This window comes from Nitrosomonas sp. PY1 (genome assembly GCF_022836435.1).
Taxonomy (GTDB): Bacteria; Pseudomonadota; Gammaproteobacteria; order Burkholderiales; family Nitrosomonadaceae; genus Nitrosomonas.
Genome location: NZ_BQXC01000001.1, coordinates 984877 through 1009529, shown reverse-complemented (window position 1 = coordinate 1009529; position 24653 = coordinate 984877). Strand labels below are relative to the sequence as shown.

Annotated in this window: 20 protein-coding genes and 1 pseudogene; 6 read left to right on the top strand and 15 right to left on the bottom strand. The window is 42.9% G+C overall.

The window, feature by feature from the left end:
• Positions 1-14: 14 nt before the first annotated feature.
• From W03_RS04645 to W03_RS04600, 10 genes are all read right to left on the bottom strand, one after another.
• Entirely contained in the window at positions 15-1676 is a 1662-nt protein-coding gene (locus tag W03_RS04645; RefSeq protein ID WP_244071854.1) for a M48 family metallopeptidase, read from the bottom strand.
• 54 nt (positions 1677-1730) lie between these two features.
• A complete protein-coding gene (locus W03_RS04640; protein ID WP_244071852.1) occupies positions 1731-2003 on the bottom strand; it encodes a DUF4242 domain-containing protein in 273 nt (90 codons plus the stop codon).
• Positions 2004-2067: 64 nt separating this feature from the next.
• A complete protein-coding gene (locus W03_RS04635) occupies positions 2068-2664 on the bottom strand; it encodes a TetR/AcrR family transcriptional regulator (protein ID WP_244071850.1) in 597 nt (198 codons plus the stop codon).
• A 222-nt stretch (positions 2665-2886) separates the two neighbouring features.
• The gene (locus W03_RS04630; protein WP_244071848.1) at positions 2887-4482 is read right to left on the bottom strand and encodes an efflux transporter outer membrane subunit; all 1596 of its coding nucleotides are present in this window, start codon (positions 4480-4482) and stop codon (positions 2887-2889) included.
• Between the two features lie 31 nt (positions 4483-4513).
• Positions 4514-5746: an efflux RND transporter periplasmic adaptor subunit gene (locus W03_RS04625; protein WP_244071846.1), complete on the bottom strand. Its 1233-nt coding sequence runs from the start codon at positions 5744-5746 to the stop codon at positions 4514-4516.
• Position 5747: 1 nt separating this feature from the next.
• Positions 5748-8915 carry an efflux RND transporter permease subunit gene (locus W03_RS04620; protein ID WP_244071844.1) on the bottom strand — a complete coding sequence of 1056 codons (3168 nt, stop codon included), beginning with the start codon at positions 8913-8915 and terminating at the stop codon, positions 5748-5750.
• Positions 8916-9271: 356 nt separating this feature from the next.
• A complete protein-coding gene (locus W03_RS04615) occupies positions 9272-9640 on the bottom strand; it encodes a hypothetical protein (protein WP_244071842.1) in 369 nt (122 codons plus the stop codon).
• 155 nt (positions 9641-9795) lie between these two features.
• Positions 9796-9990, bottom strand: coding sequence for a helix-turn-helix domain-containing protein (locus W03_RS04610; protein ID WP_244073696.1), 195 nt, complete (start codon positions 9988-9990; stop codon positions 9796-9798).
• Between the two features lie 114 nt (positions 9991-10104).
• A complete protein-coding gene (locus tag W03_RS04605; protein ID WP_244071841.1) occupies positions 10105-10341 on the bottom strand; it encodes a cyclic nucleotide-binding domain-containing protein in 237 nt (78 codons plus the stop codon).
• Positions 10342-10984: 643 nt separating this feature from the next.
• Positions 10985-11638, bottom strand: coding sequence for an IS1595 family transposase (locus tag W03_RS04600; protein ID WP_244071182.1), 654 nt, complete (start codon positions 11636-11638; stop codon positions 10985-10987).
• Between W03_RS04600 and W03_RS04595 the strand changes: the two genes are divergently transcribed.
• Entirely contained in the window at positions 11624-11917 is a 294-nt protein-coding gene (locus tag W03_RS04595; RefSeq protein ID WP_244071838.1) for a high-potential iron-sulfur protein, read from the top strand. The two genes, W03_RS04600 and W03_RS04595, sit on opposite strands and share 15 nt — an antisense overlap.
• 308 nt (positions 11918-12225) lie before the next feature.
• Here the strand turns inward: W03_RS04595 and glgB are convergent, their stop codons facing one another.
• From glgB to W03_RS04570, 5 genes and pseudogenes are all read right to left on the bottom strand, one after another.
• Positions 12226-14421, bottom strand: coding sequence for a 1,4-alpha-glucan branching protein GlgB (gene glgB, locus W03_RS04590; RefSeq protein WP_244071837.1), 2196 nt, complete (start codon positions 14419-14421; stop codon positions 12226-12228).
• A gap of 197 nt (positions 14422-14618) precedes the next feature.
• Positions 14619-15242, bottom strand: a pseudogene (locus W03_RS04585) (exopolysaccharide biosynthesis protein).
• A gap of 45 nt (positions 15243-15287) precedes the next feature.
• Positions 15288-16511, bottom strand: coding sequence for an ABC transporter permease (locus tag W03_RS04580; protein WP_244071834.1), 1224 nt, complete (start codon positions 16509-16511; stop codon positions 15288-15290).
• A gap of 48 nt (positions 16512-16559) precedes the next feature.
• Positions 16560-17270, bottom strand: coding sequence for an ABC transporter ATP-binding protein (locus tag W03_RS04575; protein ID WP_375792728.1), 711 nt, complete (start codon positions 17268-17270; stop codon positions 16560-16562).
• A gap of 20 nt (positions 17271-17290) precedes the next feature.
• Positions 17291-18439 carry an efflux RND transporter periplasmic adaptor subunit gene (locus W03_RS04570; RefSeq protein WP_244071832.1) on the bottom strand — a complete coding sequence of 383 codons (1149 nt, stop codon included), beginning with the start codon at positions 18437-18439 and terminating at the stop codon, positions 17291-17293.
• Positions 18440-18685: 246 nt separating this feature from the next.
• Between W03_RS04570 and W03_RS04565 the strand changes: the two genes are divergently transcribed.
• The 5 genes from W03_RS04565 to W03_RS04545 are packed head-to-tail and all read left to right on the top strand — an operon-like array spanning position 18686 to position 24616.
• Positions 18686-19213, top strand: a complete 528-nt coding sequence (locus W03_RS04565; RefSeq protein ID WP_244071830.1) for a GspH/FimT family pseudopilin — start codon at positions 18686-18688, stop codon at positions 19211-19213.
• Positions 19204-19719 carry a type IV pilus modification protein PilV gene (gene pilV / locus W03_RS04560; protein ID WP_244071828.1) on the top strand — a complete coding sequence of 172 codons (516 nt, stop codon included), beginning with the start codon at positions 19204-19206 and terminating at the stop codon, positions 19717-19719. Before W03_RS04565 ends, pilV begins: the two co-directional genes overlap by 10 nt.
• Positions 19649-20506, top strand: a complete 858-nt coding sequence (locus tag W03_RS04555; protein ID WP_244071826.1) for a PilW family protein — start codon at positions 19649-19651, stop codon at positions 20504-20506. Before pilV ends, W03_RS04555 begins: the two co-directional genes overlap by 71 nt.
• Complete coding sequence (locus W03_RS04550; protein WP_244071825.1) at positions 20503-21075, top strand: PilX N-terminal domain-containing pilus assembly protein; 573 nt, start codon at positions 20503-20505, stop codon at positions 21073-21075. Before W03_RS04555 ends, W03_RS04550 begins: the two co-directional genes overlap by 4 nt.
• Positions 21035-24616 carry a pilus assembly protein gene (locus tag W03_RS04545; protein WP_244071823.1) on the top strand — a complete coding sequence of 1194 codons (3582 nt, stop codon included), beginning with the start codon at positions 21035-21037 and terminating at the stop codon, positions 24614-24616. The genes W03_RS04550 and W03_RS04545 overlap by 41 nt, the downstream gene beginning before the upstream one ends.
• The last annotated feature ends 37 nt before the right edge of the window (positions 24617-24653 follow it).

The following is a 24653-nucleotide window of genomic DNA, read 5'->3' as shown; positions in this document are numbered from 1 at the left end:
ATACTACGTCTTCCTCACCGTAATGGATGCCCAAAGCGCGATGCCTGCAAGGTAACATCAGCACGCTCCCAAGCTTTCTTGAAACGCGCTTCGATAAGCACTGCCTGATCATCTTTTTTTTGCGCACGCAATGCTTGTATCAGTCCATAAAGCGCCCAACCACTATTACGATTTCTCCGCAAATCCTCCCAATAAACAGTTTCTGCTTCAGATGGCTGACCTGATTCCAGCAAGATAGCGCCCAGCGCCAGGCGCGGCGGAAGATGAAATTCTGACGGCTCTGTATACACCAGGGCATCTTCCAATCGAACCGCTTTTTCAAGATATGCGATGGCCTGATCAAATTGACCGCGTGCCGCAGCAATTTCACCCGCCAGTACTTCAGGCGCGATACCAAGCACCGTACTGGTTGTATTTTTAGACAGCAATGGATTGTCTAGCGATGGATTTTTCATAATCTTGCGCAATGCTATTAGCTCCTGCTCAGCTTGTTGCAATTGCTGCATCGCGACAAATGCAAGACCACGCACATAGTGCCAACTCCCGGTCAAAAATAGATTGGCTGGCGGTGGCGCAGGTTGTTCAAGAATCTCCTCCCAATGTCCAAATCTAGCCAATGCCCAGTAGGGTGTCACGCGAAAAACTGCCGTCAATGGAATTGCTTTTAGCACTTCATCGTCAATCTTACTCGCAGCTTGTTTGGCAGATTCGATTGCAATTTTGCTTTGACCATCCATTGTGGCTGCGAACCAAAGAAAATGAATGTTGTGCGGATAATAAACCATCGGGTATAGCCCCTGAGCGCGGCATTGCGCAATGTAATTTTCGTCCGCCTTGATTGCCAATTGATTGCTTTTTATAGAATCGGCATAGCGACCGACTCGCTGATAAATATGCGATGCCATGTGTACCATATGTCCTGCCATCGGCATTAGACTCAACAAAGTATCGGCTGCTTTCTCAGCACGTTCGGGCGTACTGGTCGGTTCAATCAGGTGAATATACATATGCAATGCACCAGGATGTTGCGGATTACGTCGTAATACATCTTCCGTAAGCGCAACGATTTCAGCTGTTCCTTCATACGGCGTACCATCAAGCATCCAGTAACCCCAGGGTCGCAGATCCATCATAGATTCGACATACAACATCGCGATATCCGCATCATCTGGAAAACGCTGATGCACTTCCCGCATTGCCTCTGCATAAGCTTTATCATTCGCTGTTCTGTGTTTAGTTTCTCCTGAATAGCGCTTTCCCAGAGCATTGATAAGTGCTTGTTCTCTTGGTGAAGCATTCATCATCAGTGACTTGGCTTTTTGCATAATTTCTAAAGCTTGTGGTTCTTCATTCGGCTCCATCATGGCATTGATATTAGGACCAAGCACGAGCGCCTGACCCCAATAAGCCATCGCAAGCCCGGGATCAAGCTTTGCCGCCTCACGAAATGCGCGACGCGCCTCGGCGTGATTGAATGCATATGCAAGATTGAGGCCCTGATTAATATATTGCTGTGCAAGCTCACTTTGCGTACTGACTGGAAATGTATGCATACCCAAGTTATGCAGTTTAGGTGCAAGCTGATCGTCTGTTTCAGTTGCCGCAGATGACTCAAAAACACTTGCGGCAATCAGAGCCAGCGTTAGTATCGCGAGGTGAAAAATACGAAGTTGCATATCATCGCTCCTTTAATCGAAAATCATTTCATGAATCACAGAAATTTTTGAATGCTATTCAGCCGTAGTTGGATCAATCACGGACTTAACTTGAGAAATACGATTAGCGGGAAATTCACCTTGCTCAGCATGTGCTCTAACAGTAGCTTCATCGGGAGCAATGTATACACAGTAGATTTTATCGTCAGTCACGTAACTTTCCAGCCATTGGATTCGTGGCCCCATAGTATTTAGGATATTGCATGATTTCTGCGAAATAGCCTTCAACTCTTGTTGCGTCAGTGAACCTGCCTTAGGAATTTCACGTTCAATAATATATTTTGGCATTTTCTATCTCCTTTAAATTGAATTAATGAAATGACCGGTCGTCTAATAACCGAACAAAAAATAATCAAGCTTTAAAATAATCATCTAGCAAATCCTGGCAACATTGCTTAACCGGCAAAGATGATTTCTCAATTTGCATTCGCAACAAGGCTCCTTGCCAGGTATTGATCAGCAAATCAGCCATCGCTTCCGGTGATTTGTCTGATCTTATCGTTCCTTGCTGCTGCGCTTGGGCCAATCCGGACTGCAATAAGTCTCGATAGCGCCTAACCGCCGATTGTAGAGACTCTTGACAAACATCATTGGTGCTGCCAATTTCTCCCATCAGATTACCCAGCAAGCAACCACCTTTAAATTGGTTTTTTTCGAGCTCTGCAATAAGATCGTCAAAATATCTCTTGATTGCACTTAGCGCATCCACATCGGTTTTGCTCAAATGTGTGGATAACTTCACAATAAAAGGATCAATATAGTGCTGAATAACCTCGGCACCAAAATCCTCTTTGCTTCCGAAATAATTATAGAAAGAACCCTTTGGAACATTCACTGCATCGAGAATTTCCTGCAATCCGGTGCCGTGATAACCTTGCTCCATGAAAAAAGCAACACCTTGGTTCAGCAGATTTTCTTTATTGAGTTCTTTTTGGGTTGATTTCGGCATACATAGATAATACGACCGGTTGTCTTTATAGTCAAATAAAATTTCCTACGCGATTCTCGGCATGCAAAACTTGAGTAAATTCTTATCGTCTCGATGGATTACTATTCAGCTATGCAAGCGATTTCAAGAGTTCACTGGTGTGTCCAATTCCATCACACGATATCGTAATGTTACGCAAATCCACAATTATTCGTATCAAATCCGACTAATCTTCTATTATCCTCAATGATTCGTGAAGGGTTTTGTTAAATCATTGACCGCAGGTTTGTCAATATTGACATCTATGCCTCCCACAGGCATCGGTTTTTCAAGATTCCAATACTGAAATACTTGGAAAGGCTGAATTTGATCATCCTTAGGTAGATCCTTGTAATTCCACCCACCCCCGAGTGAACGAATTAGTGCCACGGATGCTTTCAACAAATTAATTTTGATCTGCACAGATTCTACACGTGCTATCAATGTATTGAGTTGCGCATAAATGAGTTCAAGACTTGTAGCCAACCCACCTACGTAAAGTTCCATAGTAAGGTCTTGTGTTTTTTGGTTCGCCCCAACAGATGCATCTTGCCGATCGGCAGCGATAGTCAACCAATGCGTTTGGATCAAATTTCCTTCAACTTCACGAAAAGCATTCAACACTGTTGCACGATACAAATCTTCTGTTTCGCGATAAGCCGACCATGATTGTTGTAATTGAGCGCGGCGATATCCACCTTGAAAGATTGGAAGAGAAACAGTGGAACCATAAGCCCAAAAACTATTTGCTAAACTGAGTAGATTGAGACCAGAATCTTCTAATCCGCCTCCAAGTCGGAAAGCCACATTCGGGAAAAATGCGGCACGAGCAATGCCAATAGCGCTGTTAGCCTGCGCCATCCTGCGCTCCATTGCAGCGATATCAGGCCGGCGTTCTAACAAAGTAGAAGGAAACGTCTGAGGAATGTAAAGATTGATTTGATGGAAATTATCGACTGGCTCAAGCTTAAAATTAGCCGGAGCAAGATTAAGAAGAACGGCAATGGCTTGTTCCATCATCTGACGCTCGCTTCGAATAATCGCTATTTTTGATTCGGTGCTATATAACAACGACTGGGCCCGCGCAACATCAAGAGCTGATGCAATTGCGCCAGAAAATTGCTCTTCAACAATATTCAATGAATAGTTATAGAGATCGATAGATTGCGTGTAGATTGCAATTTGTGCATCCAATCCACGCAATATGAAGTAATACGATGCTACTTCTGCTTGTAGACTGAGTCGCGCATTCCCATAATCTGCTGCTCGCTCTTGAGCGCGATAAATTCCAATTCGTGCCGCATTCCGTAGCTCTGACCAGAAATCTGGTTCCCAGGATGCGATTCCACCTGTATTAACCCTTACATCCTGATCATGCTCCCCAAGGCCGCGGAAAAGGCTATGATCGGATTGCCTATTATTCGAAGCACCGAACCCGATACCGACCTTAGGTATATACTGAGATCGAGCTTTCATCATGATATTACGCGCTTGGATAAACCGCTCAGCGGCTGCGTGCAAATCAGGATTGGCTATCATTGCCTGCTCTATAAGTCCATCCAGTACCGGATCATCATACAATTTCCACCAATCGGGCCTTAGCTCACCATCCGATGGATTGGCTTTGATGAATGGGCTTTGTCCTTGCCATGAATCTGGCACAACGAATTGAGTCGGTTGATATGAAGGAGAAAGATTAACTGCGGGAAAGGTGCCGCAAGCGGCAAGAATAGCTACAGCTAATAAATAGCCGCTGAGCTTTATACCAAAATACCACAAATTCAGAAATAAGGATTGCATTAATAGATCTAGTCAATTAACCAATTGATCTTTATGGTGCATGTTGTTCTCGCAGTGCCGATTCTCGAGATGTTTTTAATTCCGACCCCGACTTGTCTTCTAGCATATACCCTTTTGTAGGTGTAACTATGCGCACTTGATCACCTTCCAGTAAAGCGGCACTGGGATTATTGATAATTCGATCGTTTACTGAAATTCCTTCAGACACCTCAACCGTAGCATCTAAGATTCGAGTTACCATGATCGATTTAAAACGAACACGATGATCATCATCCACAACGGCCACTTGCGTTCCTTTTTCTTGAAACACCATTGCACTCGATGGAATAGTAAGAATATCTTTCTCAACTTGAGCGGTTATATGAACAGTCGCATAAGAACCAGGCCACAAAGCTTTATCTTCATTCTCAATGACAAACTCGGTTACTACCGTACGTGTACTGGTGTCAAAGCCACGGGCACTGGTTAAAAAATGAGCGGTAAAGTGCCGATTAGGAAGCTGCGGTACCGTTACATCGGCTGTTAATCCATCATGCAGAAAAGGACCGAATCTCTCCGGTACATTAACAAACAAGCGCATCCGACTAATATCAGCCACAGTAAATAGATTCCTGACTACTTCACCCGATGGCGTGCTGATCGTACCTTCTTTATTGATGTAGTCTCCAACGTTGATACTACGATCAATGACTACACCTTCATATGGAGCAACAATTGTTTTAAATCGAATCAATGCTTCAAAACTCTTGACATGCTGCTCCGCAGCCTTGACTCTTGCTGCTTGAGCCTTTGCTTCTGCTACTTTGACTGTGATCGATTGCTCGGACACCGCTTGATTCTTACGCAATGCTATGTACCGCTCTGCCGTAATTATTGCAAGCTCATTAAGAGCCCGTTCCGTTTCTAAATCTGCTTTAGATTGTCGATATTTCGCATCGAGAGCTGGCACGTTGATCTCGGCAAGAATATCTCCAACTTTCACTTGCGCGCCATAATCCTTGTGCCATTCGCGAACATATCCCGATACCTGAGCATAAACCGGAGCTTGGAACCAGGCTTGTAAATTGCCTGGAAGTTTAATCGTTTCTTCGGCAGGCGATGGTTTGGCATGAGTAATGGCAACCGTTGGAATTGAGTTATCAAGTGCTTCTTTTTGTAAGGCAATTGCGCCCGACCTAAATTCCCAAATCCGGTAGCCTACATACAAAACAGAAAGAACAACTACAAAAATTATTATTCCATTTTTTTTATTCAATTGCTTCATATCAGGAATCCTCACGCTGAGGAGCGGTACGTTTATTGTATATCATGGCATATACACAAGGAACAAAGAACAATGTGAATATCGTCGCAAATGTCAGACCACCGATAACTGCGCGCCCTAACGGAGCATTAGTGGAATCTCCGGTAGCCATCGGAAGCATGCCAAAGATCATAGCTGATGCAGTCATTAGCACAGGGCGAATACGAGCTTTTCCGGATTCAATGGCAGCTAATAACGCATCTCCATGCTCCTGAATACGCTCTCTGGCATAGGATACGACAAGAATAGAATTTGCCGTAGCTGTCCCCATGGACATGATGGCACCTGTCAGGGCTGGCACAGAAATATTGGTTTCAGTTAAAAATAAAGACCAGGCGATACCAGCCAATGCGCCCGGTAAGGCTGTAATGATGATAAAAGGATCTAACCATGATTGAAAATTAACGACGAGGAGAAGATAAATCAACACAACAGCAGCTACAAGACCAAAAACCAGCTCGGAATAAGCACTGCGCATAGTCTCTGCTTGACCACTTATTTCAACTGCTGAACCGCGAGGAAGATCTTTTTCCATATCGTGAACGATTTTCTCAACATCCGCTAAAACTCCACCAAGACCTCGTCCCTCGGCTGACACAAATATATTAAACAACGGCATAATTCCTTTATGAGTAACCAGTCCTGGCGACCCAATCGCTGATAGCTCTGTAAGATTTCCCAGAAGCTGTATGCTTCTATCAGCCGAATCAATGTCACCAGAATTGACAGGGATAGTCATTAAATCTTTGATGCTTGCAAGCTGCGGCTGCGGTGTATAGATGTTAATTTGATATGAAATACCCGTTCTTTCATCCAGCCAGTATTTTTGGTCAATCTGTTGGCTCCCGGATGTTGATAAAAGCATGTTAGTGGCAATATCCTTCTCTTTTAACTCGACACCTGATCCAACATCCAATCCAAATGCTCTTTGGCCTTCGACAAACAGTGTTGGTGTACGCATGGTTTGTTGAATTACCACATCGGTAGAACCAGGAATTTTGCGTAGCTCACCGACCAATTTTCGCGAAAATTCATAATTCCCGTAAATATCCATTCCATTTACTTGTACATCAATCGGAGCCGGAGATCCAAAATTAAGAATTTTTGCTGTCAAATCAGCAGGTTGAAATGTAAACTCAATCCCTGGATATAATTCCTTCAACCCCTGACGAATAATTTTCCGATAATCCCACACCGGCGATTTTTCGTCCTTTAAAGAAATCGTCAAATCACAATCCTGAGCTCCTACTGTAGGAGTTGGAATAAAAGCCAAATTATGGGGGCCAACAGGAAGTCCGCAATTGCTGATTATTCCTTCAACCTTCCCAGGCAGCAAGCGTTCGATATCCTTTGCAACAAGAGAAGTGAGACGGCTCGTAACCTCAATACGCGTACCCAACGGAGCTCGCATATGCATCTGCATGGTATCAGACTTGATTTCTGGGAAAAAATCGCGACCATTAAAGTAGAACAAAACGAGAGATCCGATCGCAACGATCAACAAGCTTCCTACAAATCGATTGCGATGCTCGATTACTTTCTCAAGGAGTGCGTAATATCCACTACAGAAAAGATTAAATCGCTTCTCGAATCCCTGCTGAAAGCGAGTAAAAATCCCCCCCTGCTTATGTTCATCTTCATGGGAATCGGAATGCACCAGAATATACTTTGCCATGGTTGGTACGAGCGTACGCGACAAAATAAAGGACGCCAGCATAGCGAGCATCACCGCTTTTGCCATTGGCGTGAATAACCAGCCCGATACTCCAGTAAGCCAGAACAAAGGAAACCAAACGATAACAATACATAGCGTTGCCACCAGCGTCGGAACAACAATTTGGTTTGCTGCATCAACGATTGCTTCTTCGAGAGGCTTACCCATTGCCAGATGGGTATCGATATTTTCGATCATGACTGTCGCATCGTCGACAAGAATTCCTACGGCCAATGCCAATCCACCAAGTGTCATGATATTCAAAGATTCTCCCAATGCCTCCAAGCAAATCAGTGAAGTCAGGATAGATAGCGGAATCGAAGTGGCAACGATTACCGTCGGACGCCAAGAACCAAGCAAAAGCATGACAATAGCACCGACAAGAATACCGGCAGTCAACATCTCCCGCGTAACGTCAAAAATTGAATCTTTGACGAAAATTGACGCGTCGTTAAGAATCTTAAGCTCTACCCCTGGCGGTAGAATTTCCTCTATGCGAGGCATAGCCTTTTTAATACCATCAACCACATCCAAAGTCGATGCGTCGCCACCTTTCATCACAACAAGAACTACAGCCTGTTTTCCATCCACCAGTACAGCATTCGTTTGAGGCGGCCCGGCAAGCTGCACATCAGCGACATCGCGAAGATAGATGAAAGCATCATCTTTTCTCTTAATTGGAATATTATTAAAATCATCAACATGAATCGGCATGGCATTTGTCTTAACCATCCAGTCTGTCTCTTTGATTTTCATGTCCCCTGCTGGTAACACAAGATTTTGCTGATCAAAAGCCGCATGAACGTCACTTGCTGACAGTTGCCGAGCCATTAATTTTTGTTGATCGAGAGATACCAATAGCTGCTTAGGTTTCCCGCCATAAGGATGCGGTAAAATTGCTCCCGGGATCGTTACAAGAAAAGGCCTAATCTGTGTATAAGCAAGATTGTAAAGCTCCGCGGGAGTCAACGTTTCGGAAGTAACCTGGACCATCGCAACCGGTACCGAAGAAGCCTCCAGACGCATGATCATAGGCGGCGAAATATCGGGTGGCAATGCCTTAACAATTGCTTGACTTATTGCTGTAACCTCAGCCTCGGCACCGGCCAGATTGGTTTCAGGTTGAAGAAATATATTCGTAATACTAATACCGAAATACGACTGACTAACGATCTTGTCGATACCTTCGACGGTCGAAGTCAACATACGCTCGAAATAAAAAGTGATCCTCCCAGAAACGTCGTTCGATAAAAGTCCAGCATAAGCCCATACCACCGCAATAACCGGTATTTTTATGTTTGGAAAAACATCGGTCGGCGCGGTACGTACCGATTTGATGCCAAACAAAACAATCAAGATTGCTAGGACCACGAAGGTATAGGGCCTTCGTAAGGCAATAAGGACAATTTGATTCATTTTACATTCCTTCGACTACTGCTTATTTCTGCCTACTATTGAAAAACTTGGAGCCATCCCCTTTCGACGGATATTTTTTCACTGAATCGAAGGAACTTCAATCCGTGAAAAAGGATTGTAGTTTATCGCGATTTGGTTTTCCTCATTCAATTTTCTTTCAAAATTGTTGAGTAATGCGTATTTCAGCTTGAACGCGCCTTAAACCTATATTACGCGAGAAATTTGCTACACTTTAGAAAAATCAACATCTTATCAATAATATTCAAATTGCCACTACTTGACATTTGGCTTATGTGGCCACCCTAATGGCCACTTGCATAAAAAATCTTAACCAAATAGCACCATCGCTATCTACTTTATTTGATTTTTCCAACCCTTGCTTCAGCCTGATAGTCGGTAAGCATACCAATTACAACAATAATAATACCTATCGCAATATAAAAATTTCTCGCTACAGCTTCATCAGAAAAATCAAGAGCAAAAGGTATCGCTATCAACAAGGGACCAACCATTCGCTCGATCCAACCATGAACGCTAAATGGAATTAGCTTTACTACTCCAAAAGGAAAATCAGAAACCAACGTAACAATCAAATGTATTACCGCAAGGCCATAGGCAAGTATTGCTGGTAACTGGTCTAGCCCTAACAACGTAGGCGCAAGTAAAAAAATAAAAACTGTCAAAAAATCAAGATAACCATGTATACGCGGTGAGATTACTTTCATGCAAATGCTCCTATATTAATTTTGGTCACTCCAATAATCACCAGATCAATAAATTAATACAGAGCAATTCTTGATGTCTGTTACCTAAAAAACAAATTTACAAATTCCACATCAAGCATCAAGCATCAAGCATCAAGCATCAAGCATTATTATGATTATTGGAATCTGCACGAATCGATAAGAGCAGCATCATTAATACAAATTTGATCGCGCGTATACATTCCGCGATTTCGAAAATCGTTCAAAATCGTACTTACAACAGAGCGGCTTGCCCCCACCAGATCTGCCACTTCTTGTTGAGTTAAATGAATTTCCAAGGTATACCCATGAGTACACCTTATTCCAAACATCTCAGCTAATTCCAACAATGTAGTTATAACGCGCGTCTCAACCGGCTGAGTCAAAATAGTTCTTAACTTGCGTTCTCCTCTTCGCTTCCGAGCATACATATCTTGAATAACATACTAAGCCAATTCTGCTTGATGAAACATCACTGCTTTAAAATCGCCATAAGCTATCCGATAGTAATCAACCTCATCCAATGCTTGCGCAGTCTCATCTATTTCCTGACCGGCAGGATCATTCAAAAAACAACCAATGACATCCCCTCTCCTGAGCAGATCAACCGTAATTTTACTCCCCCGCTCGGTTAAATGAGAAAGCTTGACGATACCGTTTTTATCCAAAACAAATAAGAACAACGATTCCCTGGACGGTAAAGATAGTTTTTTTTCGGAACATTGATTTCCAGGATAGAAGAGTAATCCTTCTGTAATTGATTCGTATCGCGTCCAAAAAATTCGTTAACCAACGTAGATTTAGCATCGTAAGCTATAGATTGCATTTTCAATTCCATTGAAACCTAATTGTATTGAATTATGATTATGCAATAATTTGATTGCTTAGCGAACTTAGAAATCAGCACAGACAAGACGACGTGACAAATCTGATTTTTTTTGCGGATTCTTAAGAATTTAGGGTAATTATCCTGAGTTCATGTGTAAGGCCAAAGAGTTATTGGTCGCTCACAACACAAATAAAATCCGGAATTATATTGAAGCAAGAAGCTTATGCAATCTTGTAAAGTTCTCAAATCGTGTTTATGATGCGACACCAAGGTAGATTTTACGCATTATTCTAAATACTTGTTAGGTTGTGGTTGATTATGGATGGTGTGGCCAAAGAACTTCAATAGCACTATTTTTATGTGACGAAAAAATCATCGCATTTTCTCTAGTGCTTCATTTGTTGTTTATCTAACCAAGGAGGAAAGTTATGAGTTACTGTGAAAAAAAATTCTCAAGGCGTAAGGTAATAAAATTTATGGGGCTGTAGTAGATCAGCTTAAATTTGAGTCCAATTTTTCAATATTTTTAGTTGATGTTTAGGTGTTCCATAGTTGAATCTAAATTCACATTCTTTAAGAAAAGATGGAAATGACTCTTTGGGAATTCCATTGTATTTTCTTAAAACACGTTTGGCCTGATTCCAAAAATTCTCAATCCCATTAATGTGATTCTTGCCTTGCGCAAATAACGTGGAATGATTAATCCGTTCATGGTAGAAGTGGCTCACATCAAGCGCATTGTAACTGCGATAACAATCTGTATAAACTACGCTGTCAGGTGCTATTTTTCTGGTTATCAGCGGCATAAGTGTTTCTGATTTAGTGTCGCCTACAACTTTTGTGTATACCTTACCACCACGCTTCAATATGCCGAACACAGCCACCTTACCAGCAGCTCCACGGCCACGTTTACCTTTACGAACGCCACCGAAATAGCTCTCATCCAACTCCACTATACCATCAAAGATTTCGTGAGATTCCCGCTCCAGATGATAAGCAATAACTTCACGTATTTTACGATAAAACAACGCGGCGCTATTGGGTTGTATTCCGAGTATATTGGCTGCTGATCTTGCTGTAACTTCCAGCACAAAAAATTCCAGTAACCTTAACTGTATTTTCCTTAATAATCTACAATGACTTATCTTCATTTGATTAGCTTAACATCTAAGCTAATCTACTACAGCCCCAAATTTATAGCTTTAAGTGCTACAATTCCTTTTACAACCAGCTTAGTTGCTCAAGCGCAGACAGGAAAACCATCTAAAGAATTAATGGGTTATGTTGACAAGCCCAAAGGGGATGAGCAATGTAGTAATTGCCGGCAATTCATACCTGGCAAAACACCTGAAGCCGATGGCGAATGCGTAGTAGTAGATGGCAGTATTAGTCCTCATGGTTGGTGTAATGCATATTCAAAAAAATCATAAACTAATCATTGATCACCTTATTACAAAATAAACACCTGATCTATTATCAGTTGGTTCTGAATAAACAACCATTTATTGAGGGTGTTTTGAAGGCAGTGTAGCAATTCAGATTTGCAAGACTTGAGAAAATACAAACTCATTTCCTTGCAAATCTTCCCGGTATGTTTATGGATCCCAATGAGGTATGTTGTCAAAAATGCCGGTTTAGCTGCTGATCGGATGAGAAACATATCGTTTCAGGGAAGCTTCGACAAATCACTGCGGCTGCTAGGTGAATATCGAATGATATTCCTACAACTATACCGAGGTTATGGTTGCAATTCCAAAATAATCCCCGCTAACGGCGGCAACGTGATAGTGATCGAATCGGAAAACCCCATGCAGCTTTGTGCGACGCTACTGATGCTACCAATGTTGCCTTGGTTGCTACCGCCGTAATAGATCGAATTGCTGTTAAAAATTTCGTAGTAATTTCCGGCCATGGGTATCCCTAAACGATACCCCACGCGCGGCACTGGGGTGAAATTTAGAACCACCACTACAAATCCGCCGCTGTGATCTTGCCGCACATAGCTAATAATTGAATGGTCAGCATCTTGGCAATCGATCCAATAAAACCCCTCTGGTGAAAAATCCAATTGATGGAGTGCCGGAATAGTATGATAGTGCCGATTCAAGTCACGTAGCGCCATTTGTACACCGACATGAAAAGAGCCTTCCAGAAGATACCAATCCAATTCATGATTGACTCGCCATTCATTTATCTGGCCAAACTCATTGCCCATGAAGTTGAGTTTCTTGCCTGGATAAGTCATTTGGTAGGCGAATAATAAGCGCAGATTGGCAAATTTCTGCCAATTATCCCCTGTCATTTTGCTATACAACGAACCCTTGCCGTGCACCACTTCATCGTGAGAAAAAGGCAGAATGAAATTTTCACTATAAGCATACAATTGACTAAAAGTCAGTTGATTCTGGTGGTATCGTCGGTAAATCGGATCTTGTCGCATATAAAACAGCGTATCGTGCATCCATCCCATGTTCCATTTCATTGAAAACCCTAAACCACCGAGATAAGTTGGACGCGATACCCCTGGCCAGGCGGTAGACTCTTCCGCCAAGGTAAGCGCACCGGGAAATTCGGCATGCACCATGATATTCAGATCGCGCAAAAAGTGGATCGCGTCCAAATTTTCCCGACCACCGTACTGATTGGGTAGCCATTCTCCCTCTTTGCGCGAATAATCCAGATAGAGCATCGAAGCAACCGCGTCGACGCGCAGTCCATCCAAATGAAACTCGGATAACCAGTAATGCGCACTGGACAACAAAAAGGATTTCACTTCATTGCGGCCAAAATTAAAGATATACGTGCCCCAATCGTGGTGATACCCCAAACGCGGATCTTCGTGTTCATACAGCGCAGTACCATCAAAGCGCGCCAGGGCAAACGTATCTTGCGGGAAATGTGCCGGTACCCAATCGAGAATCACACCAATATTTGCTTGATGACAAGCATCGACAAAAAAACGAAAATCATCTGATGAACCATAACGACTGGTTACTGCAAAATAACCAGTGGTTTGATAACCCCATGATTCATCGAGCGGATGCTCGGAAATCGGCATCAATTCGATATGCGTGTAACCCATTTCCTGCACGTATGCAATCAGATGCTCGGCTAATTCGCGATAAGTATAAAAGCGTCCATCCAGGTGACGCTTCCAAGACCCTGCGTGCACTTCTAAAATATTCATGGGTGCATGCAACCAATCGCGCTGAGCGCGTTCTTGCATCCACACGGCATCGTGCCAGTGGTATGCTGAAAGCTCGGGCGTCATTGCGGCGGTATTGGGACGCAATTCATAGCGATTGGCGTAGGGGTCCGTCTTGAGCAAAATTTCCCCTGTATTTCGATTACGAATTTCATATTTATAGAAGGTGTTTGGCAGCAGATCTGGAATAAACAATTCCCAAACACCGCTGGCATGATGCACTTTCATGGGATTGACACGCCCATCCCATTGATTGAAATCACTCACCACACTCACACGTTCGGCATTGGGTGCCCATACTGAAAAACGTATGCCATCGACCCCATTATTTTGAACGGCGTGCGCTCCTAACATTCGATAGGCCTGCCATAATCTCCCTTCATTAAACAGGTACAAATCATGATCGGAAATGTTTAATGGAAACGCGTAAGCATCATAGCTTTCAAAAATAATTGGCTTCTCAGCCATGACTTCGATACGTAAACGATAAGGAACTTCGGGTTTAGTCACGCCGCTCCACTCAAAAATACCATCATGATGTATACAATGCATCGGTACAAAATCATCTTCTACCTTGATCGAAATCTGTTTTACGCCAGGACGAAACACACGAATGTAAGTTAGTTTTTTATCCTGATGTAATCCCAGATAGCCAAACGGATCGTGCAATCGGGCGCCCAACAAAGATTGCTGTAACATAGAGTTCTTGTTTTTACGAGATACAGTCATGGCTAATTAATCAATATCCTTCAAAGATAATAGACCGGATTTCACCGATGGAGCACGAGATTAGCATGCTCCATCGATAAAACGAAATGATGTTGGTTGCGATACTGATAATAAGTGTGATTTTGCTTGATTTAAGCAAGGAATTATCGGTTACTCTCACTCGTTTGACATTTTTTATTTTTTGCTAAACACTCTTTTTAAAAAAACTCTGGCATACGAATACCCATCCATAATGCTACAAGTACAATCATGGCAATACCGATACCGACGGTACCGATCAATATACCAACCAGAATCGTTAAACCGTCACGATTAAGCAACCCCAATGACATGATCAGTATGCCCCAACCAGGTAAAAAATTGGTCAGTGGTACTGGCAATGCAATCGATACCGCGAATACAAATGCAAAAACCCCAATGAATCTTTCCCAAGTACTCACACTAATATAGGTCATGCGTGGTTGCATATAAGTCTCTATTTTTTTTAACCAGGGCTGCGCTTTTGTAAGAATATTTTCTAGGGCTGATTTCTTTATGCTCTTTCGCTCAAGCCAGGCAGGCAATCAAGGAGCACGCATACCAAAAATCATTTGTAGCGAAAAAATAAATAATGGTAGGGAAAACAATGTCGTGTAACCTGGTGGCGCAGGTATTGGTAAACAGATGGGTATCGCCGCAATTGCCATCAATATGCCAAAACCGCGTTCGTGCAAAGCATTCTTAATTTCACCGACAGTGATCAATTCATTTTTCTGCTCGATCACCACAACTGCCAAGAATTCAGAAGTCGGGGGTACTTTATTATCATTATTAGTTGTCATACGATAACTCATTTATTATTTTTCTGATATTCATTTTAAAGTGTGTTATTCATAACGTAATGCATCGACTGGCTTCATTGATGCAGCTTTCTTTGCAGGATAATAACCGAAGAAAACACCAATTGCAGAAGCAAATAAAAAAGCCAAACCGACCATACCTACCGTAATCACGATCAACATATCAGCGACACGGCTGACAATCCAGGCGCCACCAATGCCGATTAACAACCCCAAAAATCCTCCCATAAAGCAAATCATTACGGCTTCCAAAAGAAATTGCGTCAAAATGGCGCGTCGATTAGCACCAATAGCCATCCTAATGCCTATCTCACGTGTGCGTTCGGTAACAGACACCAACATGATATTCATAATGCCGATCCCCCCAACCAATAAAGATACTGAAGCGATCGCACCCAGTACGATTGACATGATTTTTGCTGCATCAGTGGCAACATCGGCAATTGCCGTTAAATTACGCACAGTAAAGTCATTCTCTTTGCCTTTAGTGATTTTATGGCGTTGCTGCAACAACAGCGTCATTTCTATCTCTGCAATATCCATATCTTCAGCAGATTTGGCTTGTGCGAGCATGTAACGGATTGAGCCTGGGAATGGATTGCCGGTAATTTGCCGCTCGCTGGTAGTGATCGGAATAAAAACATTATCATCCTGATCGCGACCGGTCAGGCTTTGTCCTTTTGCTGCTAACACACCAATCACTAAAAAAGGTCGATTGGTGATGCGAATGGTTTTATCTATCGGGTCTTCCTCACCAAAAAGATTTTTTGCGGTTATTGATCCCAGTACGACAACACGAGCCGCTGAACGTATATCCGAGTCGGTAAAAATAGTACCTGTTTCTATTCTCCAGTTGCCAACAGCAAAATAATCTGGCGTCGTACCAGTGATGATCGTACTCCAATTTTTGGCAGAATAATTGAGCTGCACCGTACCCGAGGTAACCGGTGCTGTCGCGCTTATCGAAGCCAATTCTGCAATGGCATAGGCATCGTTGATAGTCAGTGTTCTGACGCTACCGCTACCAAAACTGAAGCCACCAGATGAGGTAGCCCCCGGAACCACAATAAATAGATTGCTACCCATCGAAGCTATGGTTTCAGTAATTTTAGTGCGCGCGCCTTGACCGATCGAAAGCATTAACACTACTGCAGCAACGCCGATAATCATTCCTAGCATGGTTAATCCGGTCCGCAGACGATTCTGACGCAAAGCTCCTAATGCTTCAACAAAAATCACTAACAAATTCATGAATGAATCTTAAATAGAGTTGGTATGATGTATTACGGAAATAGCGCATTAAACATTACTTTTGTCCACAATAACACGCCCATCTTTTAATATAACTAAACGTTGTGCGTATGCAGCAATATCGTCTTCGTGAGTGACCAGCACAATGGTAATGCCTCGCTCTTGATTAAGCCGCTGAAACAGCAGCATAATCTCTTTACTGGTTTGTGAGTCTAAATTACCGGTAGGTTCATCCGCCAAAATTAACGGAGGTTCGTTAATTAATGCGCGACTGATAGCAACGCGTTGCTGTTGCCCACCGGATAATTGATTTGGCAGATGCTGCGCAAACTTCTCCAAACCAGTGCGGCATAGCAATTCCAAGGCATGCTTGCGGCTTTGTGTACGGTTAATTCCGGAATAAAGTAAAGGCATCGCCACATTGTCCAGTGCAGTAATGCGTTTAAGCAAATTAAAACCTTGAAATACAAAGCCTATACGTTGATTACGAATTTGTGCCAATTGATCGTTTGATAATAGGGCAACATTTTCATCAGCCAACCAATATGAGCCTTCTGAGGGAGTATCCAAACACCCGAGAATATTCATTAAGGTAGATTTTCCCGAGCCTGATTGTCCCATAATGGCAACAAACTCACCTTTCTGGATGGACAAGTTGACATCAAACAATACTGGATTCGTGATTGTTTGACCATGCGTATCTTGTAAACTATAACTCTTACCTAAATGTTCAATACGAATCAGCGCATTTTCAGTCACATTCTTCACTATCGATAAAATCAAAAAACGCGTAACTTAAACTTGCTTTCAGATTCTTTCTTATCGACAATTTCGTTGATAATAATTGAGTCGCCTTCAGCAATTTCGCCACTGATAATTTCAGTAAAATTACCATCAGTAATTCCTATAATTACGGGAACAACTTCAATTTTATCTTGTTTAAGTCGGTAAATGCGTGACGCATTTGACTGCGTCACCGGTTTATCGATTTTCTCGGTTTCGTTGGGTTCTTTAGGTTGGTAACGTAAAGCAGCATTTGGTATACGAAACACTCCTGTACGCTGCGCCACAACAAAATGAATATTAGCTGTCATACCCGGCAATAACATACCATCTTCATTATCAACCATCGCCACCACGTTATAAGTCACAACATTTTCCTGAATAGTCGGATTAAGGCGAACTTGTTTCACTGTTCCATTAAATTTACGATGCTGAAATGCATCAACCGTAAATTGAACGATCTGATCGATATGCAATTGACCAATATCGGCTTCTGCCACACTAATATTGATTTGCATTTGACGTAGGTCTTTCGCAATTGTAAATAATGTAGGCGTCTGAAAGCTGGCGGCCACAGTCTGACCGACATCAATGTCACGCGCAATCACTACACCTGAAATTGGCGAACGAATGACGCTGTAATTGAGATTAGTTTCGTCACGAGCCATCTGGGCTTTGTTCACAAAAACCTGTGCACGCGCAGCTTCAGTTTCTTGCTCAGCAATTTCCAGCGCTTCGGGAGAGATAAAACCTTGGCGCTTTAAAGCACGTTGCCGCTTCAATTTATTCTCAGCAATTCTGAGTACTACTTGAGCATTATTAAAATTCGCCTTGGATTGTTGAAATTGTGCCTGTAGTAAAGCCGGATCCAATTCTGCCAGGATCTGGTCAGTTTGTACCTGATCATTATGATCGGCATATAAGCGAATTACTGTACCTGAAATTTGCGTGCCAACATTAACCATAATCACTGGCGTCAAAGTACCATTAGCCGAAATGGTTTGTACAACATCACCGCGCTCCACAATACGCGTTTTGTAAATGCTCTTGCTGGTTCTTACTGTGTCGCTGAAACTCCAATAGCCCGCTAAGACAAAAACAAGTAACGCAATAACAATAATTTGTTTTCGTGTGATTGTAATCATATGGATCTATATAACATTATCGGTGGCAGCCAGTGATAAGTAATTGATAAACAAATAGGAAAACTTAAACGCAAGGCTGCACAAGGTTAATTCCAAGCATCTCAAATCTATGCGAAGCACCCTTCCCAAACCATTCTGACTAACAGACTAAAGTTTATCAGCACATCAACCGATAACCTCTTAAATCTTAATTAGACCCGATGAATTTATGATTCATAAAAATATTCACAGCACCCTAGAATAAATATGCGCATAAAAAAATCAGTATATCGTGGCTTCACACTGATCGAATTAATGATCACGCTGAGTATAGCGAGCATTCTCTTATCTGTAGCTGTACCAAGCTACCGGTCATTTACACAAGACAGTTTACTAATTACCCAAAGTAACAGTTTTTACTTCGCACTCGCTTTAGCAAAAAGTGAAGCCATAAAACGAAACACTCGAATCACTATCTGCCCCAGTACCAATGGTACAAATTGTACAGCAAGTAACATTTGGTCCAATGGCTGGGTCGTTTTTGTTGATAACAACAATAGCAGAACTATTGATGTAGGCGAAGAAATTCTTCAAGTGAGTTATGCGTTTTCTGGTGGCAATACACTTAAAGCCTCTTTGGCCGGCACTATCATGTTTCGCCCTGATGGTTTTTCACCTGGATCTGCTGCAACCTTTTCCCTATGTGATGATCGCGGTTCTAATTATTCAAAAACTATTGTACTCAGCAATCAAGGGCGCTTCCGCACTGAAACGGGTAATGGATCATGTTCATAAATAAATTTTATTCGATGCGAAGTAGCTCTTATAAGGGATTTAGCTTATTAGAGGTACTGATTACTATTTTAATTGTCTCTTTCGGATTGCTGGGCATGGCTGCGCTCATTGTTTCCGGAGCCAGAAGTAACAATGTTGCACATTATCGCTCGATTGCCAGCAAACAAACCGAGGATATTGCCGACCGCATGCGTGCTAATTTAGCAGGCATAATATCAGGATCTTATGACTCGTTAGCAGCAACCACGCCTAATAGCTCAGATTGTAAGGCAGCCGTTTGTACAGCGACTCAAATTGCTGTTTACGATCACGCACAGTGGAATAGCGCCAATTCCATTTTATTACCGGATGGAAGAGGTACGGTTACAGGAAGTCTCGCTACAGGCTTTGAAATCAACCTAATGTGGACCGAGAAAGAAATGAGTAACACTGACGATGCCAACTCCAATTGCCCAAGTGGCACTCCTGCCAAAACCCGATGCTTTTTCGCCCGTTTTATTCCATAAAATGACATCTATCCGCTCACTACAAACCTATTTTAATAAGCCAGCTATCAATAGCATGCATATACTGCGCGGCTTTTCTTTAGTTGAGCTGATGGTAGCTATGACGATTGGGCTCGTTCTACTGTTAGTCATTGGTACAGTATTTGTCAGTAGCAGACAAACCTTCAATGAACAGGAAAATCAAGCAAGATTACAAGAAAGTGGACGCTTTGCACTTGAGATAATTGGACGCAGTGTCAAGCAAGCGGGGCATGTAGAAATTCCTTTTTCTGGCTTCAAGGCCGAATTCGAGGGAACAGTAATTAATGGCACAAATGGTAGCGGAAACGCGGCAGATACTATTACCCTACAATTCGAAGGAACATTGGGTGATAGCGATTGCGAAACAACCGATGTTACTGTAGCTGGCGAAGTTATTCAGAACCATTTTAGTATTGATGTCGCCAATGCTGAATTGCAGTGCGACGGTAATTTACCCAATGCCCCAGGAGTACCATCTACAGGCCGAGCGCTATTAAGTAATGTAGAAGATCTACAAGTCTCATATGGAATCGATACGAATACCGATCAATCGGTTGATCAATATGTCGATTTGCCGGGTGATTGGGAGCAAGTTATCACCGCCCGAATTTGTGTATTAGTCCGCTCTGAGAAAACCAATATTGTCACGGTAGGAAACTACTTGGATTGCAATGGAAACTCTGTTGCCATTCCAGCAGACAGGCGTCTTAGAAGGACTTTTACCGCCACATTTAATTTACGTAATCGTATTAACAGCATGTTATGAAAGAGATAATACCTTTACCACGGAAGCAGACCGGTGCCGTATTTGTCACAGGCTTGATTTTTCTGCTTGCCTTATCCTTACTGGGTGTTACTGCAATGAAAATGGCCACGATCGAAGAACGCATGTCGGGCAATATGCGCGACCGTATGCTGGCTATGCAAGCTGCAGAAATGACACTACGCTATGCTGAACATCACATACGCGACAATGATGATACAACCAATTCCCCAAAACCGATTGACGGTATTACTGATTTTGATACGACTTGCACAGGTGGATTATGTTATTACGGAGCAAATACAGAACCACCTTCACCTATTTGGAAAACACTCTGCGCACCAGACTGCCCAATTAGTTATGTAAAAAATAATGTTTTCAGAATTGACGGAGTTACTTATACGGCTCCCGAATTACCCAAAGGACTCGTTGCTACCCCAACTTATCTCATCGAAGGCATCCAAAAAACACCCCCGGGCGGTTATTTACGCTATTACTACCGCGTTACCGTCCGGGCGCAAGGTGCAAAAAATGGAACCGTCGTTTGGCTACAAGAAACGTTTCGACCGTAATTTTCCGGAATCACTGGAGGAATTCTCTACCATGAAGATCATTTATAACGGTATTTTCATTTTTATTTTTGCATTGAGCTTTTCTATTCGTGCTCAGCAACCGCTCTCTAATGTTCCGTTGTTCCTGGGAGGCAATATTTCACCCAATGTGATGTTCACGCTTGATGATTCAGGATCAATGCATTTTGAGATCATGCCGGAACAACTCATTCTTCAAAGTGTATACTACGTATTTCCACGCGCGGCAAATGTTTACGGTCCAAGCGACTATAACAACTACGTTGTTGATTTTGATTATACTAACCGTTATTCGACTTCATTGCGCTCCAGTTACGTCAATAAAATTTATTACAATCCGGCTGTCAGATATCTTCCTTGGAGTAATGGGGATGGGACGTTAATGGGTAATGCACCCCCAGCTTGTGCTCCACATAATCCATTTAACGCAGGCGCAGGTTGTCGTAACCTGACCGCTAACAACACTCAAACCGCCCGATGGCTAAAAAGTGACGGTACGCTATCCGGTAGCCTTTCAAAAACATTTTATCCAGCCGTATATTTTAAGTATGTAGGTGGAAACGTTAATGCAGCCGCCAGCTACACACAAGTTGAGATCAAATCTTCTACCAATTCATACATAGGTGGGTCCAACCGAACAGACTGCGCTGTTGCACCGACTTGCACGTATGCTGAAGAAATCCAGAACTTTGCCAATTGGTATACCTATTATCGGTCACGAATATTGCTGGCACGCGCAGGTATCGGCAGGGCGTTTGCTGTACAAGGAAACACCATGCGTGTCGGATTTGCGACTATCAATAAAACCTCTACGACAGTGGATGGAGTGGCTACCACCGTTGTAAAAAATGGTGTTAGGCAATTTACTGGCGCAGATAGAACCAATTTCTTTACAAACTTTTACAGTCATAGTATTCCTGCAGCAGGAACACCGCTTAGAGAGGCAATGATAGCAGTAGGAGAGTATTTCAAAAGAACGGACGACAAGGGACCTTGGGGTCAGACACCCGGGTCTACCGGTGGAACACAGCACGAATGCCGTCAAAATTTCAACATTTTGATGACGGATGGCTATTGGACTGAGGGTTCAATTTCAGGGCTGGATAATTCGGATAATCAATCGGGTACAACTATCACGAATAATTCCTCACCGGCAACACCCGCCTCCTTCACATACTCTCCATCACTACCTTATTCAGACGCTTATAGCGATACCCTTGCAGATGCTGCCATGCATTATTGGAAAAACGATTTACGCACCGATATGCTCAATAAAGTGCCAACCAATGCACATGATCCTGCTTTCTGGCAGCATTTGGTTAATTTTACTGTCGGTTTAGGAGTGACCGGTACACTGTCCTCGCTGCCTTCTGGATCAGAATCGTGGCCTGATCCAACAGGCAGTGATGCAGCAAAAGTTGATGATCTATGGCATGCAGCCATAAATAGTCGGGGAAATTTTTTTAGCGCCTCTGATCCTGCCACTTTTTCAGAAGCGCTATCGAATGCTTTATCAGCCATTGTTGCCCGTACAGGTGCTGCTTCCGCCGTAGCAACCAATTCAAGCTCTTTAACAACCAATGGCCGCGTTTATCAGGCAAAATTTAATAGTGGCGATTGGAGCGGGCAATTGGTATCCATACCGTTTACTATTTTGGGATTTGGCACACCTGATTGGGAAGCAGGAATGGTATCGCTTAATTCAAGTACGATTAATCCCAACTCTCGTGTCATCATCACAAAAGGCAGTTCCGATGGTATCGCATTCCAATATGGCAATTTAACGACTACGCAAAAAAATTTTTTGAATAAAAATGCAGCCGGTACAGTCGATAACTGTGGTCCGGAAAGAGTCGACTATCTGCGCGGCATAGCTACAAATGAAGGTAGTGGAACGTTCACGTGCGCCAGCTCTAGTACTGTAAACAAATTTCGTACTCGTCCGACGACCAAATTAGGCGATATTGTTAATTCCGGACCAATTTTTGTGGGTAGGCCTAGTGCAGGCTATTCAAATGTCGATCATGCAGGCTATACTGCTTTCCGGAATACCTATGCCAACAGAACACCAATGGTCTACGTCGGTGCAAACGATGGCATGCTACACGGTTTTAATGCCTGTATTGTCGGCGTTACTCCAGGATGCACAACTGCCGATGCTGGTAAAGAATTGATTGCATATGTGCCCAATACAGTTTATGCAAACTTGAGTCGCCTGACCGATAAGGATTACAATGCCAACCATCGATACTTTGTTGATGGCTCCCCCATGGCAGGAGATATCTATAGTAGTGTTACATCAAGCTGGAAGAGCATACTCATTGGCAGCATGAATGGCGGCGGGAAAGGATTTTTTGCGTTGGACATAACCAATCCGACGGATACTTCCCAGTCCGCACCCACTTTCAGCAACACGAATGCCGCGAACCTTCTTTTATGGGAATTTACCGATACTGATGATGCAGACATGGGGTATAGCCATAACCTCACGAGAATAAGCTCACTCAACGGGCAAGCTCAACAAATTGTTAAAATGGAAAACAATCAATGGGCTGTCATTGTGGGAAATGGATATAATAGTACGGCGGGTAAGGCGGCATTGTATATATTATTCATTAACGGTGGCGAAGATGGTACCTGGACACTCGGTACCGATTATATCAAATTGGTTTCATATAGCGGCTCAGGTAACGGTCTCTCGACACCTGCTGTATTTGACAGCAATGGTAACGGTTTAGTAGACACCATCTACGCAGGTGATCTGAAGGGAAATTTATGGAAGTTTGATGCCAGTAGCACATCGCCCGCTAATTGGAGAGTAGCTCAAGGCGGATTGCCATTATTTATATCCGGTACTGCAAAACCAATCACTTCACCTCCGGCAGTTACTTTTCATCAAAAAGGCGGACAGATGGTTCTTTTTGGCACAGGAAAGTACCTAGAAACCGCGGATACCACTAATACCGACCCTCAAACGATGTATGGCATATGGGATTACAATACCAGTGGTACTCTATCTGCAAGCTCATTGATACAGCAAATAACTTCTATGACAACCGGTTCCGGTTTCCGAACCACCACCCAAAATGCAGTGAATTATTCGTCAACCATTAAAGGTTGGTACATGGATTTACCGATTAGTGGCGAGCGGCTCACGGCTGTACCCGAAATTCAAGATGGCCTCTTTCGCTTTACCACCATTGTTCCGTCAGCTTCACCATGTGATTTTGGCGGAAGAGGATTTCTCAATATCGTTAATTTCTCGACCGGCGGCATGTTGACTCGACCTACTTTTGACACCAATGGAAACAGAATACTTTCGCTGGATGATGGTTATTCTTCCGGCTTAGAAATTGGTTTTGTAATGGGTGGTGTAACATTCATAAGAAATACCGCTATTGGCGCCACATCAGATCTTGCTGTATATCAAAAACCTCCCGGAAGAATTGAAGACACACCAGTATCACCAGGAGCTCAAGGAAAACGTGGCAGAATCACATGGCGCGAATTTTCGCAGGAGTAATCCGTTAATTGAAAAAATATCTTCTTGGTGCTTATAA

Bases quoted from the DNA above. Each gene is read 5' to 3' on its own strand.
- W03_RS04550 (WP_244071825.1), top strand. From the start codon at position 20,503: ATGAAAGAGATAATACCTTTACCACGGAAGCAGACCGGTGCCGTATTT.
- W03_RS04610 (WP_244073696.1), bottom strand. From the start codon at position 9,990: ATGTTTGGAATAAGGTGTACTCATGGGTATACCTTGGAAATTCATTTA.
- W03_RS04570 (WP_244071832.1), bottom strand. From the start codon at position 18,439: ATGATTACAATCACACGAAAACAAATTATTGTTATTGCGTTACTTGTT.
- W03_RS04555 (WP_244071826.1), top strand. From the start codon at position 19,649: ATGCCAACTCCAATTGCCCAAGTGGCACTCCTGCCAAAACCCGATGCT.
- W03_RS04595 (WP_244071838.1), top strand. From the start codon at position 11,624: ATGACTTATCTTCATTTGATTAGCTTAACATCTAAGCTAATCTACTAC.
- W03_RS04580 (WP_244071834.1), bottom strand. From the start codon at position 16,511: ATGAATTTGTTAGTGATTTTTGTTGAAGCATTAGGAGCTTTGCGTCAG.
- W03_RS04630 (WP_244071848.1), bottom strand. From the start codon at position 4,482: ATGCAATCCTTATTTCTGAATTTGTGGTATTTTGGTATAAAGCTCAGC.
- W03_RS04620 (WP_244071844.1), bottom strand. From the start codon at position 8,915: ATGAATCAAATTGTCCTTATTGCCTTACGAAGGCCCTATACCTTCGTG.
- W03_RS04635 (WP_244071850.1), bottom strand. From the start codon at position 2,664: ATGCCGAAATCAACCCAAAAAGAACTCAATAAAGAAAATCTGCTGAAC.
- W03_RS04625 (WP_244071846.1), bottom strand. From the start codon at position 5,746: ATGAAGCAATTGAATAAAAAAAATGGAATAATAATTTTTGTAGTTGTT.
- glgB (WP_244071837.1), bottom strand. From the start codon at position 14,421: ATGACTGTATCTCGTAAAAACAAGAACTCTATGTTACAGCAATCTTTG.
- W03_RS04565 (WP_244071830.1), top strand. From the start codon at position 18,686: ATGCGCATAAAAAAATCAGTATATCGTGGCTTCACACTGATCGAATTA.
- W03_RS04640 (WP_244071852.1), bottom strand. From the start codon at position 2,003: ATGCCAAAATATATTATTGAACGTGAAATTCCTAAGGCAGGTTCACTG.
- W03_RS04615 (WP_244071842.1), bottom strand. From the start codon at position 9,640: ATGAAAGTAATCTCACCGCGTATACATGGTTATCTTGATTTTTTGACA.
- W03_RS04645 (WP_244071854.1), bottom strand. From the start codon at position 1,676: ATGCAACTTCGTATTTTTCACCTCGCGATACTAACGCTGGCTCTGATT.
- pilV (WP_244071828.1), top strand. From the start codon at position 19,204: ATGTTCATAAATAAATTTTATTCGATGCGAAGTAGCTCTTATAAGGGA.
- W03_RS04600 (WP_244071182.1), bottom strand. From the start codon at position 11,638: ATGAAGATAAGTCATTGTAGATTATTAAGGAAAATACAGTTAAGGTTA.
- W03_RS04545 (WP_244071823.1), top strand. From the start codon at position 21,035: ATGGAACCGTCGTTTGGCTACAAGAAACGTTTCGACCGTAATTTTCCG.